Annotated in this window: 13 protein-coding genes; 9 read left to right on the forward strand and 4 right to left on the reverse strand. The window is 58.6% G+C overall.

The annotated features are described in order from the left end of the window. Window positions 1–99 precede the first annotated feature (99 nt). Together VK574_RS10405 and VK574_RS10410 are read right to left on the reverse strand one after the other, a co-directional pair. Entirely contained in the window at window positions 100–981 is an 882-nt protein-coding gene (locus VK574_RS10405) for a hypothetical protein (protein WP_472799780.1), read from the reverse strand. Then, window positions 978–1559: a TetR/AcrR family transcriptional regulator gene (locus VK574_RS10410; protein WP_472799781.1), complete on the reverse strand. Its 582-nt coding sequence runs from the start codon at window positions 1557–1559 to the stop codon at window positions 978–980. The genes VK574_RS10405 and VK574_RS10410 overlap by 4 nt, the downstream gene beginning before the upstream one ends. A 251-nt stretch (window positions 1560–1810) precedes the next feature. Here VK574_RS10410 and xylB point away from each other — a divergent pair, with 251 nt between their 5' ends. The 3 genes from xylB to VK574_RS10425 all read left to right on the forward strand — a co-directional run bounded on the left by xylB (window position 1811) and on the right by VK574_RS10425 (window position 7059). Continuing rightward, window positions 1811–3286 (forward strand): xylulokinase, encoded by a 1476-nt coding sequence (xylB, locus tag VK574_RS10415; RefSeq protein ID WP_472799782.1) that lies wholly within the window; start codon window positions 1811–1813, stop codon window positions 3284–3286. Window positions 3287–3411: 125 nt separating this feature from the next. Then, complete coding sequence (locus VK574_RS10420) at window positions 3412–5526, forward strand: family 20 glycosylhydrolase (protein ID WP_472799783.1); 2115 nt, start codon at window positions 3412–3414, stop codon at window positions 5524–5526. 189 nt (window positions 5527–5715) lie between these two features. Next, window positions 5716–7059 carry a right-handed parallel beta-helix repeat-containing protein gene (locus tag VK574_RS10425; protein WP_472799784.1) on the forward strand — a complete coding sequence of 448 codons (1344 nt, stop codon included), beginning with the start codon at window positions 5716–5718 and terminating at the stop codon, window positions 7057–7059. Here the strand turns inward: VK574_RS10425 and VK574_RS10430 are convergent. Further along, complete coding sequence (locus VK574_RS10430) at window positions 6967–7329, reverse strand: fibronectin type III-like domain-contianing protein (protein WP_472799785.1); 363 nt, start codon at window positions 7327–7329, stop codon at window positions 6967–6969. The two genes, VK574_RS10425 and VK574_RS10430, sit on opposite strands and share 93 nt — an antisense overlap. Window positions 7330–7449: 120 nt before the next feature. On the opposite strand from VK574_RS10430, the gene VK574_RS10435 reads away from it, so the two are divergent. The 6 genes from VK574_RS10435 (at window position 7450) to VK574_RS10460 (ending at window position 13649) form a co-directional block, all read left to right on the forward strand. Further along, the gene (locus tag VK574_RS10435; protein WP_472799786.1) at window positions 7450–8346 is read left to right on the forward strand and encodes a universal stress protein; all 897 of its coding nucleotides are present in this window, start codon (window positions 7450–7452) and stop codon (window positions 8344–8346) included. Between the two features lie 223 nt (window positions 8347–8569). After that, on the forward strand, window positions 8570–9085 hold the full coding sequence (locus tag VK574_RS10440) for a Crp/Fnr family transcriptional regulator (RefSeq protein WP_472799787.1): 516 nt from the start codon (window positions 8570–8572) through the stop codon (window positions 9083–9085). Between the two features lie 118 nt (window positions 9086–9203). Further along, window positions 9204–9917 (forward strand): Crp/Fnr family transcriptional regulator, encoded by a 714-nt coding sequence (locus tag VK574_RS10445; RefSeq protein WP_472799788.1) that lies wholly within the window; start codon window positions 9204–9206, stop codon window positions 9915–9917. A gap of 46 nt (window positions 9918–9963) precedes the next feature. Next, complete coding sequence (locus VK574_RS10450; protein WP_472799789.1) at window positions 9964–10560, forward strand: HD domain-containing protein; 597 nt, start codon at window positions 9964–9966, stop codon at window positions 10558–10560. Window positions 10561–10641: 81 nt separating this feature from the next. Next, window positions 10642–10968, forward strand: coding sequence for a PadR family transcriptional regulator (locus tag VK574_RS10455; RefSeq protein ID WP_472799790.1), 327 nt, complete (start codon window positions 10642–10644; stop codon window positions 10966–10968). An 8-nt stretch (window positions 10969–10976) separates the two neighbouring features. Then, window positions 10977–13649: an ADOP family duplicated permease gene (locus VK574_RS10460; RefSeq protein WP_472799791.1), complete on the forward strand. Its 2673-nt coding sequence runs from the start codon at window positions 10977–10979 to the stop codon at window positions 13647–13649. A gap of 21 nt (window positions 13650–13670) precedes the next feature. On the opposite strand, the gene VK574_RS10465 is transcribed toward VK574_RS10460, so the two are convergent. Then, window positions 13671–14624 carry a universal stress protein gene (locus VK574_RS10465; RefSeq protein WP_472799792.1) on the reverse strand — a complete coding sequence of 318 codons (954 nt, stop codon included), beginning with the start codon at window positions 14622–14624 and terminating at the stop codon, window positions 13671–13673. Window positions 14625–14694 lie beyond the last annotated feature (70 nt).

Below are 14694 nucleotides of genomic sequence, written 5' to 3' on the forward strand. Positions count from 1 at the left end.
GAAAAGGCACAGGCTGCAAGGGAGAGCGCTGCGGCAGTTTGCCTTGCTTCCCGCCGCGCACCAGAACTGGTATGCTGCGTGCGCGGTGGCGGAAACAAGTCAATGCTCCAGCGCAATCTCAATATGCCGGTGGATGGTGTGCGGCTGGGCAGGGCCACACTTGGTTAATTCTGCATCCTCGCAGGTTCGGCCGCTCGTCACCACGGGGTTGTCCATGCTGGCGGAGAGTATTTTGCCGTCCGCCGTACTTACGATAATTGTGTCGTCGAAGGTCTCTTTGCCAACTGCCGCCGTGTACTTCCCGTCCTGGGTCTTCGCAATTTCTGCCCAGTTGTTTGCCGTGTCCGCGACAGGAGCCTGCATCCACTCCGCTGAAAGCTTCAAGTCGGGATGGGATGGAGGCACGTGGCGGACGACAACCACGGCTGTCTGTTTCGCCGTGTCGATCGATTGAAGCGTCAGATCGAAGTCGATGTGGCTCTTTCCAACAAGTACCCTCGTGCCATCTGCCCATGAGCTAGCCTGTGGATTTGGCACGCGAAAGTGATCCCCAGCGTGCTTGAAAATTCCGATTTTATTCATGAGCCACACATCGACATAGAAGGTCATCAGATCCGTAATCGGCCCAATCAACTTCGGATCCACTTTGGTCAGATCGGGCATGGAAGGCGTCCAGTTGGGGTCAAGCGAAAGCGGCTGGCGAAACTGGGCCATCGCCGGTCCCATCGGACTGGGCTGTCCATTGGACGTCATGCCGGTCCAGCGAAATTCTTCGACGAAATTACCGTTGGCCGTCTTCTCCACCGTGTCGGAGGCATCCGCGGTGTAGTGCCAGTCTTCATTGGTTGCGGTCATGTGATAGGTCAGCGTTTCACCATCGCGATAATGGCGCGCAATGGGATTGCCGGCCGGTGGGGGTGTTTGCGCGGAGACGAGCGTGGTGGCAAGAAGAACTGCGAGCAGGGTAAACGAGCATTTCATTGTGTCTTCCTCAGGATGCCTTGGGTAAAAAACTGCATTTGCTCCCGAACCACCTTGGCGGTCTGCTGAAAGGGCGGCCCTTCAACAGCCCACAGAGCAGTCAGGCCCAGATGCATAGTCTTGAAACTCATAATGAGTTGTGAAACGTCGATGTCGGCCCGGAGCAGTCCGCGCTTTTCGAAGGTCGTGAAAAGTGATTGCAGCGGAGGATCGATGTATTTCTGCATTTCCACCATGTACGGCAAGAAGCGATCGGTATCCATAAACATCTGCGCCAGAAATACCCGCACGAAGGCGTGGTAGGGCTCTTTCAGACGAAAGTGCAGCAGAACGTAATCGGCCAGGGCGCGATGAACTGACCGCCGCTCCTGTCTGAAGCGGCTGATCTGCGGCGCCATGTTCGCCTCCAGATCGACCATGAAGGCCACGATGATGTCTTCTTTCGTGGCGAAGTAGTTGTAGATGGTTCCCTTGCCGACATCGGCAACCGCAGCAACCTCGTCGATCGTTACTGCTTCGAAGCCACGCTGCGAAAAAAGCTTGATCGCCTTGGACAATATCTGGGACCGAACGGCCACTTTCTTCCGTTCGCGCCGTGTGCTGACTACAGTCATAGATGACTGTGGTCATAATTCTGAAACCCTCCATTGTCAAGCAAAGATGTCGTGCAAATGGAAATATCCTCTTGTGATCGGAGAGAAGGGAAGGAATTTTCAACGCCGGGTGTAAGAATTGGCTTCGTGAAGTACGTGAGGCCGTTTTCCGGCGTCGACTAAAGCTGGTATGCTGCGTGCGCAGAGAAAACCGATTTACGCGAGGAGTGCAAGGAATGTGGTTCCTGGGAATGGATGTGGGTACGGGTGGCACGCGGGCCGTTGTGGTGGATGCCGACGGAAGGCTGATCAGCGGAGCATCGTGCGAGCATGCTGCCTTTCGCACGCCGCATCCCGGATGGGCTGAGCAAGATCCCGAGGACTGGTGGCGCGCCGCGCAGGAAGCCATCAAGCTGGCGCTGGCGGCCGCGCCGGAACCACACCAGCCCATTGCCGGAATCGGATTGACCGGGCAGATGCACGGGGCGGTGATGCTGGATGAGAACGGCGCGGTGCTGCGGCCTGCGCTGATCTGGTGCGACACGCGTACGCAGCCTGAGTGCGACTGGCTGACGGAGAAGATCGGCTACGAGAAGCTGATTGAGTTGACGTGCAATCCGGCACTGCCGAATTTCACGCTGACCAAGCTGTTGTGGGTCAAGACGCATGAGCCGGAGATTTTCAAAAATATTCGCCACATCATGTGTCCGAAGGATTATGTGCGCTACCGGTTGACGGGTGAGTTTGCAATCGATGTGCAGGAGGCCAGCGGTACATTGCTGCTGGATGTGACGCATCGGCGCTGGTCGAAGGAAGTAGCCGAGGCTGCGGGAATTCCGGAAAGCTGGTTGCCGAAGGTGTATGAATCGCCCGAAGTGTGCGCGCGCATCAGTGAGACGGCGGCGGGGCTGACGGGAATGAAGGCGGGAACGCCGGTCGTCGCGGGTGCGGGCGACCAGGGCGCGGGCGCGGTGGGCATGGGGATTCTGCAGCCGGGTTCGGTGTCGGCGACGATCGGAACGTCGGGCGTGGTGTTTGCGGCGACAGCGAAGCCGACGAAAGATCCCAAAGGACGCATGCATACGTTCTGCCATGCAGTGCCGGGTTTGTGGCATGTCATGGGGGTAACTCAATCGGCGGGGTTGAGCCTGAATTGGCTGAAACAGACTTTCTTTGCCGGTCAGAATTATGACGGCATGACGGCAGCAGCGGAGAAAATTCCCGCCGGGAGCGAAGGGCTGATGTGGGCTCCGTATCTGCTGGGCGAGCGGACACCACATCTCGATCCGCAGGTGCGGGCGGCGTTCGCGGGAATCTCGACGATTCACACAGCGGCGCATTTTACCCGCGCGGTGTTGGAAGGCGTGGCCTATTCGCTCGAGGACACATTCACGTTGTTTGCGGAGCTTGGGATTCCGGTGAGCGCGGTGCGACTGGGTGGAGGCGGCGCGCGCGGTCCGCTGTGGCGCAAAATTCAGGCTGGCGTTTACGGGCAGACGGTTGAAGTGCTCACGGCGGAAGAAGGTGGGGCATTCGGTTGCGCGCTGATGGCCGGTGTTGGCACTGGACACTGGGCGAACCTGGATGCGGCATGTGGGCAGGCGATTGAGGTAGCGCAGCGCATCGAACCGGATGCAGCCGATCTTGCCGCGTACAAGGCGGGATATGCGGAGTGGCGAAAGCTGTATCCGGCGCTAAAAAGCTTGGAATAAGCGAGCGTTTCGGCTTCGGTTAGCCGGTTTTTTGATCATTTGATGCTGAAATGACGATTTCTGCGTATACAAGCGGAATGGCCATGCTGTAGCCTTGCTGCAAATTGTTTTGCGGTGAGGGCTTGATGCGTCTACTTCTTTCTTTGATTTCATTGCTATTTTTGTGCGCCGGTTCCGGCGCGATTGCGCAGGCGAACGCTGCGCCGACTTGTGCGGATTTAAAGCTGGTTCCGGCGGTTAGGGAGTGTCAGGACGTTAAGGAAATCAAGCTTGAGCAGCACGGACCAAGCTATTCGTCTGATAAAGGCTCTGCCGATGAGGTTGAGATCCTGCATGATTTAGCAGAGTCCCTTCATCGATCGACTCCGGGAGTTGTTTCCTTCGACACAAACACAATCGTCCTTTCGCATCCGAACACCGCTCTCGCGCGGAAACTCCTCGCAAAATATCACTTGAATTTCGAGCCGGCGATGCATGAAGAGGGGTACATCATCGTCCCCTCGGTTAACGCCGGGTTGGCGGTGATCGCGGAAACCTCCGCCGGGCTCTTCTATGGCGCCCAGACGGTGAAGCAACTCATTCGCGGCTCGGGCAAAGACGCGGTTCTTCTCGTCCCGACCATTCGCGACTGGCCGGCCATGGCGCATCGCGGACTCTCAGACGATTGGTCGCGCGGGCCGCTGCCGAATATGGACTTCCTCAAGCGCGAGATTCGCACGCTGGCGGCGTACAAGTACAACATCTTCTCGCCGTACTTCGAGCACACGTTCGCGTATGCCGGCACGCCGGTCGCGGCGTTTCCGGGTGGAGCGATGACGCCGGAAGAAGGGCGGGAACTGGTCGAGTACGCGGCTAAGTATCACATCACGATCATTCCGGAGCAGGAGGCCTTCGGGCATCTGCATCACGTGCTCAAGTTCGAGCAGTATTCGCAGCTGGGAGAAACACCGCGCGGCGCAGTGCTGGCGCCGGGTGATCCGGGAAGCCTGCCGCAGATCGGCGAGTGGTTCGGCGAATTGGCCAAAGTTTTTCCCGGACCCTATGCGCACATCGGTGCAGATGAAACTTCGCAGCTTGGACTGGGACGCACGCACGACGAAGTAGCGCAGAAGGGACTGGGGACGGTCTATCTCAGCTTCCTCTCGCAGATTCACGAGCAGCTTGCGCCGCTGCATAAGCGGCTGCTGTTCTGGGGAGACATTGCAGAGAATTCGCCGGAGTTGGTGGGTACGCTGCCCAAGGACATGATTGCTGTCTCGTGGCACTACGACGCGAAGCCGGACTTCACCAAGAACCTCGAACCGTTCCTCAAATCCGGGTTGGAAACATGGGTGGCGCCGGGCGTGAACAACTGGAATCGCGTTTACCCCGATAACAACGAGGCCCTCGGCAATATCCGCGCGTTTGTACGCGACGGGCAGAAGCTGGGCGCAACGGGGATGCTGAACACGGTGTGGAACGATGATGGCGAAGGCATCTTCGACGAGAACTGGTTTGGTGTTTTGTTTGGAGCGGCGGCGGGATGGCAACCGGGCGAAAGTTCTGAAGCGGAGTTCACTGCTTCGTACAGCCAGGCATTTCATAGGGATGAAACAGGCAAGATCAGCCAGGCGCAGCAGGAATTGATGGCGGCACACACAGTTTTGAAGAAAGCCGGTCTCTATGATGCGCAGGATTCGCTGTTCTGGGTCGATCCGTTTTCGCTGGAGGGACAGCAGGTTGCAGTGAAGCTCGTACCCGTTGCGCCGGAGATGCGGCTGCATGCCGAGAAGGCCATCACACTGCTCGCGCAGGCTCGCGCGGCTGAAAAGCTGGACAACACGGAAGCGCTCGACGCGATGGAACTCGGCGCTCGACGTATCGACTTCATTGGTTACAAATTCGAAGCGGCGGAAGATTGCGCCGGTCTGTATGCGAAGGCGCAGGCTGCCGCTGGGGACAAGAGCCGGTGGAGCGAGGTGTCGGAGGCGCTGTATACGATCGGCTCAAACAACGGCCGGCTTGAGGACATTCGCGACGGATATTCGCAGCTTGGACAGCTTTTCCACGATGCATGGCTGCGTGACAATCGGCCTTATTGGCTGGCGAACAACATGGCTCGCTACGATCGCAATACCGAGATGTGGATCGGACGCGGCAATGCGTGGAATAACGTCATCCAGAATTGGTGGAACACGCACACGCTGCCGCCGGCGAGCGAAGTCGGCCTGCCTGCGCCACTTGCCCCTGCTGAAAAATAGACGCTCGCTGCCCTCTTAATTCGCGAAATTTCAGAGGAGCAGCGGTGCGCTCCTGCACAATTTCTTGCCACTTGCTCATTGTCCGCTCGCATGCGTAGCAGGTCGCGTGAATTGGCTGAGTTTTTGCTTGACGGTCCCACACCCTGCGCGGAAAATTGGGTTCCCACCGAAACTGACCATGGAGGTCCTATGTCCCCAACAACTCTTCGCAATGCGCTGTTTCTCTGTTCTGCCGTTCTGATTGCGGGTTCGTATCAGAGCGCCTCGGCCGCAACCCTGTGTGTAAATCCCACAGGCTCGCATGGATGCTACTCAACAATTACAACCGCCGTTGCTCATGCCTCGGCAGGCGATGTGATCAATGTTGGCCCCGGTACGTATAAGGAAGACGTCGTGATTGGAATGCCGCTCTCGCTGATCGGTGCAGGTGCGGGCGACTCTATCATCGACGCCACTGGCCTTGCCGACGGCATCTTTGTCGACGGTTTTGATAACGCGGGTCTGAGCCATGTGACCATTGCCGGATTCACGGTCAAGAATGCGAATTGGGAAGGCGTTCTTGTCGTAAGTGCTTCCGACGTCACCATTCGCGATAACAAAATCACAAACAATACCAAGGCCAACGCAGTTTTCACGGGCGCGCCGATGGGCTGTGCCGGCCAGCCGGCATTCGAACTGGACGAGACGGGCGACTGCGGCGGTGGATTGCACTTGATTGGCGTTTGGGATTCGACCGTTTCTGGAAATACGATCACGAAAAATGATGACGGCATCCTGGTGAGCGACGAGACCGCGGCGAGCCATGACATCCTGATCCTGCAGAACAACGTCACGGATAATCCGGGAGAGTGCGGCATTGTTCTTGCCTCGCATCCGCCTGTGGGTGCAATCGGGTCAAAACATCACGGTGTATTTCACATCACCGTCGATGGAAATGACGTAGAAAACAACGGTGTCGAGGTTGGTGGCGCGGGTGTAGGCATGTTCTCTGACGGGAACGGCCAGGGGCGTTCCTCACAAAACGTGATCACCCACAACAAGCTGATCGGCAATGGACTCGGCGGCGTCGCCCTGCACAGTCACGTTGGTCCGAACTTCGGATTGCTGCCCGACAACATGGATGGCAACGTGATCACCGGCAACTACATTGCCAAGAATCTTGCGGACCTGGACGATACCGCGACAGGCGGCCGTGTGGGCATCAATATCAATAGTGGTATGGGCGGAACGCCGATCAATGGCACCATCATTTCCGGCAACGTCATCACCGACGAGGATATTGACATCGCGTTCAACACGCCGGCCTGGGTCAATATTCACTTGAATGATCTGCGCGGCGGAAAGGTCGGCGTGGCGAACGTCTGCACTCTCGATGATCCGAGTTGCAAGGGCGGCATCATTGCCACTGAAAACTACTGGGGATGCTCGAAGGGGCCGGGCTCAGGGAACTGCTCGACTACAAGCGGTCCCAACGTCCTGTTCACTCCGTGGCTGAATAAGTCTGCGACCGATCTCGATCACGATCACGATTAGTCGCAAGTGCACCGAACGGAAAAGGCCTGCCGATATCAGTCGGCAGGCCTTTCCATTTGCGAGAGTGATTTCTAGTTGATGGTCAGGTCGGCTTGCAGGGGAGTGTTCTCGCCGGAGTCGGCCAGGGTCGATCGTCCAGTTGTGCTCTGACTCATCCCAGTGGCTGAAGGCGCGCGCATCGAGCGAGAGCGTCAGATGCTTTGTTTCATGTTGCGCCAAGTAACTGGCGCTGTAAGTTCCTTCTTTCGTTTCATTTGTGACCACAGTCACAGGAAGGAGTGAATGCGGTCACTGCCACGGTCCCAATGCGGGAGGAGACTCAGTAAACGTCAAGGTCCGCATCGACCGGCGCATCCGGCGCCAGCCGAGGGTGGTGCAACGAGGGAAGTCATGAGTTTCGCTTCTGGTTTAACGACGATTGTCGTAGCAACGGATCTGGATGGGCGCGCGGATGCAGCATTGGAATACGCGCGCAAGTTGGCCCATGCATACGGCGCGCGGATCGTGCTGGCCCATGGGCTCGATCCCCTGGATTACGCTTCAGTCGTTGCGGTGCCCGGCAAGGTTCTGCGCAATCTGACGGAGCAAGCTCGCGCGACTCTCGATCAGATGTCTGCAGACCTGGTACGCGAGGGGATTCTGAGCCATTCTGAGATTCACCAGGGAGAAGTGGTGCAGATGCTGGTGGATGTTGCGCACCAATACGAAGCCGGGCTCATCGTCATCGGAACGGAAGGGCGACAAGGCGCAGGTCCGGTGGTGGTTGGAACAATTGCTGAGCAGTTGGTGCGCCTTGCGCCGTGTCCGGTGCTGGCGGTGGCGGCCGACTATAACGCAGGAAGCTTTCGCCCGGTGCCGGGCGGTCCTGTGATGCTCGCCATGGAGCGCAACGAGGCAACGGCGGAGGCCGCGGCCACGGCCTGCTCGATGGCAGAAATCTTCCACAGAACATTGATCGTGGTGCACGCACGCAAGCCCGAGGAAGCCATCGCATTTCTCAATCCCATTGCCACGACGATCAAGGAATTCGGGATTGTTAGCGAGGGGCGCTTTCCGGTGCGCTGCATCGTGAAGGATGGCAAGCCTGCGGATGCCATGGCGGAAGCAATCGGACAATTTCATCCCAGTGTGCTGGTGATCGGCGTCAAGCGCGCCAGCGAAACTCCGGGGCCGCATGGCACCGCATTCACCCTCCTGGCCCGGTCGCGCGTGCCGGTGCTCTGCGTTCCACCTGCGGCGGTAGTCACCGCGCGAGAACAGGAAACCTGCGCTGGCGTTCAATCCTGAGAACATCAGCAAGGCTCAACGAACGGAGCGGCAACGGAAGGTAACGGCGCCGCGAGCCAGATCCACATGGAACCGCAGCTGGTTGAAAGACGAGTTGCCGCACTTGGCAGGGGAAGCCGCCGAATTCCGAAGAGGGAAGCGAGACCGCGGGTGAGCGAACGAGCCAACCGCGGTCAGTCTGCAATGCAGCCCCTGGCGCCCAAACCAGGAAAGGGGACACGGAATGATGCAATCGAAGGCAATACCGGAGCGACACGATGTCGCCGCGCCCCACCCGATTGCGGAATTGCTGGCCTGTCCGCCGACTGTCGGCAATATGCTGAATGCGTCGGCGGAGAGCATTGAGTTTGATGCCGGCGATATCCTCTTCCAGCAGAATGATCTCTGCAGGGGGCTGTACGTACCGATTTCCGGATACTTGCTCCGTAAGGCGGCGCGCCTGGACACCCGCCTGACGCTGGGAACGGTGCGAGCCGGGGAAGTGGTGGAGTTGGCTGCAATGTTGGGTGACGTACGTCACACATATACGCTTATGGGGCAATCGAAGGGAACGGCGATGCGCTTGCCCAGGGAGGCGCTGCAGCGCGCGTTCGAGTTATATCCGACCCTCAGAATGCGCCTGCTGGAAGAGCTAGCTCGCGAAGTATCAAGGGCATATGGCATGTGCTGTGTTGCGAAGCTGTCGGGATTACGGCGCAAGCCCACAGCCACACTGCCGACGGAAATTGATGTGCATTGATCACAACGGATCATTGAGGTCCGGAAAATCTACACAAAAGAAACATGGTTTCGGGGCCTCTGCGTATCGAGATGTAGAAGAAGTGGGATATACTCTGAACAATTCTTCGGAAATATTTATGGCTGGACTACATACTCATCACCCCCCGGAAGACTGTCTCAACTGCGAGCACCGCCATCTGCGGATGTTCTGCAACCTCACATCCGAGGCACTTCAGGATTTCGACAAAATCGGAGTCATGATGAGCCATGCGCGTGGGGCGAAGCTGTTTACCGAGGGTGATGTGGCACGGAACGTTTTCATCATCTGTTTCGGCCAAGTCAAGATTTCGTCGACTTCGCGCGACGGCAAGACGATGATTCTCAAAATTGCCGGTCCGGGTGATGTGATGGGCTTGAGCGCGGTTCTGGCCAACGTTCCACACGAAGTGACCGCCGAAGCCATTGAGCCCTGCCAGGTCAAGACGATTCGGAAGCAGGAGTTCATCGACTTCCTGGGGCGTCATGGAATTGCCAGCATGCATGCGGCGCAGTCACTATCGGGCGAATACCTCACGGTCTTTCACGATGCGAAGCGACTGGCTCTTTCGGGCTCCGCTGCGGGCCGTCTGGCGCGGCTGCTGCTTGACTGGGGCAATGCGTCTTCCAGCGGGAAGCCGGAAATTCGCTTCACGATGGCGCTCACGCATGAAGAGATCGCCAATATGGCCGGTACTTCACGCGAAACCGTGACGCGCTTGCTGAACCAGTTTCGCCGCGACCAGTGGATCGTCATCAAGGGCGCCAGTATGACCATCTCCAAGCCCGATCAACTCGAACGCCTCACCGCGTAAACTTCTTCCCTGAGTACCTTCTCAATTGCCGAGAGGAGTGGTACCTGTGTCTCGGGAAGAAACCCTGCAGCCGATCATCGATTTCATTCGCGAGCTAGACAAGCTGAAGGGCGTGGAGCGCAAGACTCGCCCGCTGGGACTGGCGCGCTTTGAAAACTCCGCGGAACATAGCTGGCAACTTGCCGTTTTCGCGATGGCCTTGTCACGTTATGCCGAAGGTCCGGTCAGGCTCGAACGCGTCGTCAGCATGCTCTTGCTGCACGACATCGGCGAAATCGATACGGGCGACACCATTGCTTATGCCACTGAAGGCATAGAGCAGCGCAAGATTGCCGAACAGGCCGCGGTCAAGCGCATCTGCGCGATTCTGCCGGGCGAACTGAGCGGCCAATTCGAATCGTTGTGGCAGGAGTTCGAAGCGGCCGAAACGCCGGAAGCGAAGTTCGCTCATGCCATGGACCGGTCGATTCCGATCATTCTGAATCTCGCCAACAACGGGCAGAGCTGGCGCGAAAATGGAATCCGCTACGAGCAGGTCATCAAGCGCAACGGGCCCGCCGTCGAGACAGGATGTCCGGCGTTGTGGACGTACCTCCAACAACAGCTCGAAGAAGCACAGGCGAATGGCTGGTTTGGTTTTTAGCGGCTCGCGTTGTTCCCCTTGACATCTAGGGTTGAACGCGGCTAAGCTTCCGTTACCCTCGATATCTAGGGTAAGAGAACAATGGCTAAAAACGATCTGCAGGGCGCGCTCGATCTGCTCATTCTCAAAACTCTTTCGCAGCTCGATTCCATGCACGGGTATGGGATTGTCCTGCACATTCGCCGCGTATCCGATGAACGGATCATCGTCGAGGAAGGCTCGCTTTATCCCGCGCTGCACCGGATGGAGCAGAACGGCTGGGTGCGCGCGACGTGGGCAGTGACCGACTACGGTCGCAAAGCGAAGTGGTATGCGCTCACCAAGGGCGGCAAGGATCAGTTGGCCAGCCGCGAAAAGAACTGGGAGCAGGTGGTCAAGGGCGTCGACGCAATTCTGCGTTTTGCATGAGGTAAGGGATGTCACTTCTTGGTCGCATCGTGATGCTGGGCCGGCGTTCGCGCATGGAGCGCGAGATCGAGGCCGAATTGCAGGAGCACATGCAGATGTGCATCGACGACAACATGGAGGAAGGCATGAGCCGCGAGCAGGCGGTGCGCGAGGCGCGATTGCGATTCGGAAGCCCGACAGCGACGCGCGAACGAGTGTGGGCCGAGGATGCCGCGCTTGGCCTGGAGAGCCTGGGCCGCGATGTGCGCACCGCGCTGCGCGGGTTTGTGAAGAGTCCAGGCTTCGCGCTTGTGGTTGTCGCGACGCTGGCTCTCGGCATTGGAGCAAACACCGCGATCTTCGAGTTGCTGGATGCGGTGCGGATGCGTACGTTGCCTGTGCGCAATCCCGGCGAACTGGCCGAGGTGAAAATCGCGGGAGGCAACGGCGGATTTGGAATCAACAACGGCCTGCTTGGAAACTTCACGGTGCCCATGTGGCAGGAGGTGAAGGACCATCACGAGCCTTTTGCGGGGATTTTTGCCTTTCGTACGGACGACATGCTGATGGGAAAGCCGAGCGATCCGCGCCACGTGTATGGGCTCGAAGTCAGCGGGAACTTCTTCAACGTTCTGGGTGTTGCTCCATGGCAGGGGCGGTTGATCGGGCCGCAGGATGAGGCCGGATGCGGCCTGACGAAAGTGGTCGCGAGCTACGGCTTCTGGAAATCGGAGATGGGCGGAACACCGATCACATCCAACTCCACGTTAATGGTAGATGGAAAAACAGTGCAGGTGCTCGGGGTGACACCGCCGTCCTTTTTCGGACTGGTGGTGGGCGACCGGTATGATCTTGCGTATCCAACGTGCACGCCTCCCAATCCGCGTCGCGAGGTGTTCGCGTTTACAGTGATGGGGCGGCTCAAGCCGGAGTGGAGTCTGCAAAAAACAACCGCATACTTCAATGCGATGAGTCCGGGACTTTTCGAAAGCACCGCGCCCGAAGGGTACAGCCCAGACAGCATCAAGACCTTCAAGGCATTCCGCCTCGCAGCGTATCCAGCGGGAGCAGGGGTGAGCTACTTGCGAGACCAGTACAACTCTTCGCTGGAACTTCTGTTGGGCATAACCGGACTGGTCCTGCTGATAGCGTGTGCGAATCTGGCCAACCTGATGCTGGCGCGGGCAAGCGTCAGGCAGCGCGAAATGGCCATTCGCATGGCACTCGGCGCCTCACGCGGCCGCTTGCTGCGACAGATTCTGCTGGAGAGCGCATTGCTTGCAGCGATTGGCGCAACATTGGGCGTTGCCCTCGCACAACCGCTAAGCAGGGCGCTGGTGACTGCCCTGAATACGAGCCAGAACTCGATTCATCTGACGATTGCACCGGACTGGCGCGTGTTGCTGTTTGCCGCGGCGGTTTCGATCGCGACCTGCGTCCTGTGTGGAACGTTTCCAGCCATGCGCAACGCAAACGCAGAGCCGATCGCCTCGATGAAATCCGGCGAACGGGGAGTTGTCGGCAACCGCGAACGCTTCACGGTGCAGCGCGCGATGGTGATCGCGCAGGTGGCTGTGTCAATGGTGCTGCTAGTGGGAGCACTGCTGTTTGTCCGTAGCTATCGGAACCTGATGGCCTTTAACGCGGGCATCCGGGAGAGCGGAATGAGTTTTGGATATTTCGGCTTTCCCATGGCGAAGATCAAGCCGGAAAATCTCGCGGCCTACAAGCGGCAGCTCGTTGATGACGTACGCACTCTGCCGGGTATCGAAAATGCTGCGGCTACTACAAATGTTCCGTTGTCCGGGGGCAGCTGGAGCCACCACGTGGATGTGGGGGCGCTGGATGGATCGAGCAAGTTCACCTACGTGAGTCCGAGCTACTTTGCGACGATGGACATTCCGCTTCTGACGGGACGCGGCTTTACCGAGCACGACACCAGCGGCGCTCCCCTGGTCCTGATCGTGAACCATATCTTTATTCGGAAATATATTCGCACGCCCTCTCCTATCGGCCAGCATGTGCACGTCCGGCCTGAGCCCCAGTATCCCGATCGCACATACGAGATCATCGGGACGATTCCCGACAGTAAATACAACGACATTCGCGATGAGACGCCGCCGATGGCCTTCGTGCCCATCGACCAGTTTCCCGTGGAGGCGCAGGGACCGGGCATGGCCATCATGTTTGCGGCGCGCGATCGAGCGGCGGCTGTAGAGACGGTGCGGCACATGTTCGAAGAGAAGCATCCGGGGACGATCATGCAATTCCACGATTTCGAACAGGGAATTCGCGACAACCTCGTAGGCGACCGTATGCTGGCGATGCTTTCAGGATTTTTTGGTGTGCTTGCCGCTTTGCTGGTTGTGGTGGGTTTGTACGGCGTTCTGTCGTATTTCCTTGCGCAGCGGCGCAGCGAGATCGGCATCCGCATCGCGCTCGGAGCAAGCCGGGGACGCGTAATCGGCACGTTGTTGCGTGACGCTGCTGTCATGTTGCTCATCGGGCTGGGAGCGGGAACCGCGCTGGCACTGCTGGCAGGCCGCGAAGCCAGCAGCATGCTTTTCGGACTGAAGCCTTCGGATCCAATGACGCTCGCCGCGTCGGCCCTGCTGCTGGGCATTGTGACGCTGTTGACCAGTCTCGTTCCCGCACTCAAGGCAGCACACGTAAATCCGATCAACTCGCTTCGTGTGGAATGACATTGTTGGAAGGCTGCCGATTTAGAGGCTGATCTTGTCGTGTTCAGGCGGAAGCGGGGCGAGCACTTCTTCTTCGTCGCGGAGAGTGAGCACCGGGCAGCGGGCATGCGCCAGTATGCGGTAGACCGTACGATCGTGGGTGAGGTTGTGGAACGCCGAGCGATGCGTAGATCCAAGCACAATGAGATCGGCTCCGAGATCCACTGAAGCTGCGAGAATCTCGATCGCGGGGTGACCGTGCGCTACGCGCGCATCGACCTCGACGCAGCAAGAATCAGTGGCGCCGATCTCTGCTGCGAGAATGCGCAACTCGCGCATTGCTGTCGAGTCCAGTCCCGTAGGCAGATGCTCGCGCTGCATTTCATCGATGGGAGGCAACACGTGAAGCAGAACCAGTTTCGCTCTGCGGTTTGTCGCGATCTGGCAGGCAAGCGCTGCGCTCGGGCTTGAGGTCTCTCTTAACGTGGTGGCGTGCAAAACGACCCTTTGCCGGGCGTTGTCGCTCACCTCGAGATGAGCCTCGGGTCCCACGGTAATGACCGGGAGATTTACCGAGCGCAGCACTTGTTCCGCAACGGAGCCGAGGAGGAGCTTGCTGACCTTGCTCCGGCTCCTGGTCCCGAGAAATAAGCGATGGGCGCTGAACTGGCGCGCTGCTGCGATGATCTGCTGTGCGGGCGCGCCTTCGCGAACGATGGCATCGCAGGCAATCTCCTGCCCGCGCGCTTTCATCCTCCAGGGCTCTATCGCCCTGATCGCAAAATCGATGGCACTGGCCGGATCGTAATAGGGCATGCCTGCGGCGTCGGCCGCGATTCCAGCCCCGGGGCCGAGAACGTGAAACAGGATGATGCGCGCATTCGACTGGTGAGCTTGTTGCAGCGCAAATGGAATGAGCCGGTCCAGGTCGCTGAGATCCGTTGCGACCAGAATTACGGATGAATGAGCCCATCGGCTGAGTCTGGCTTCCGCCATGGCACACACCTTATACGCGAAAGCGTCGCACCGAAGACGTCGGCAGGATGTGCCCGGGCGCACGGGATCA

It is taken from the genome of Occallatibacter sp., assembly GCF_035317045.1.
Taxonomy (GTDB): domain Bacteria; phylum Acidobacteriota; class Terriglobia; order Terriglobales; family Acidobacteriaceae; genus Telmatobacter.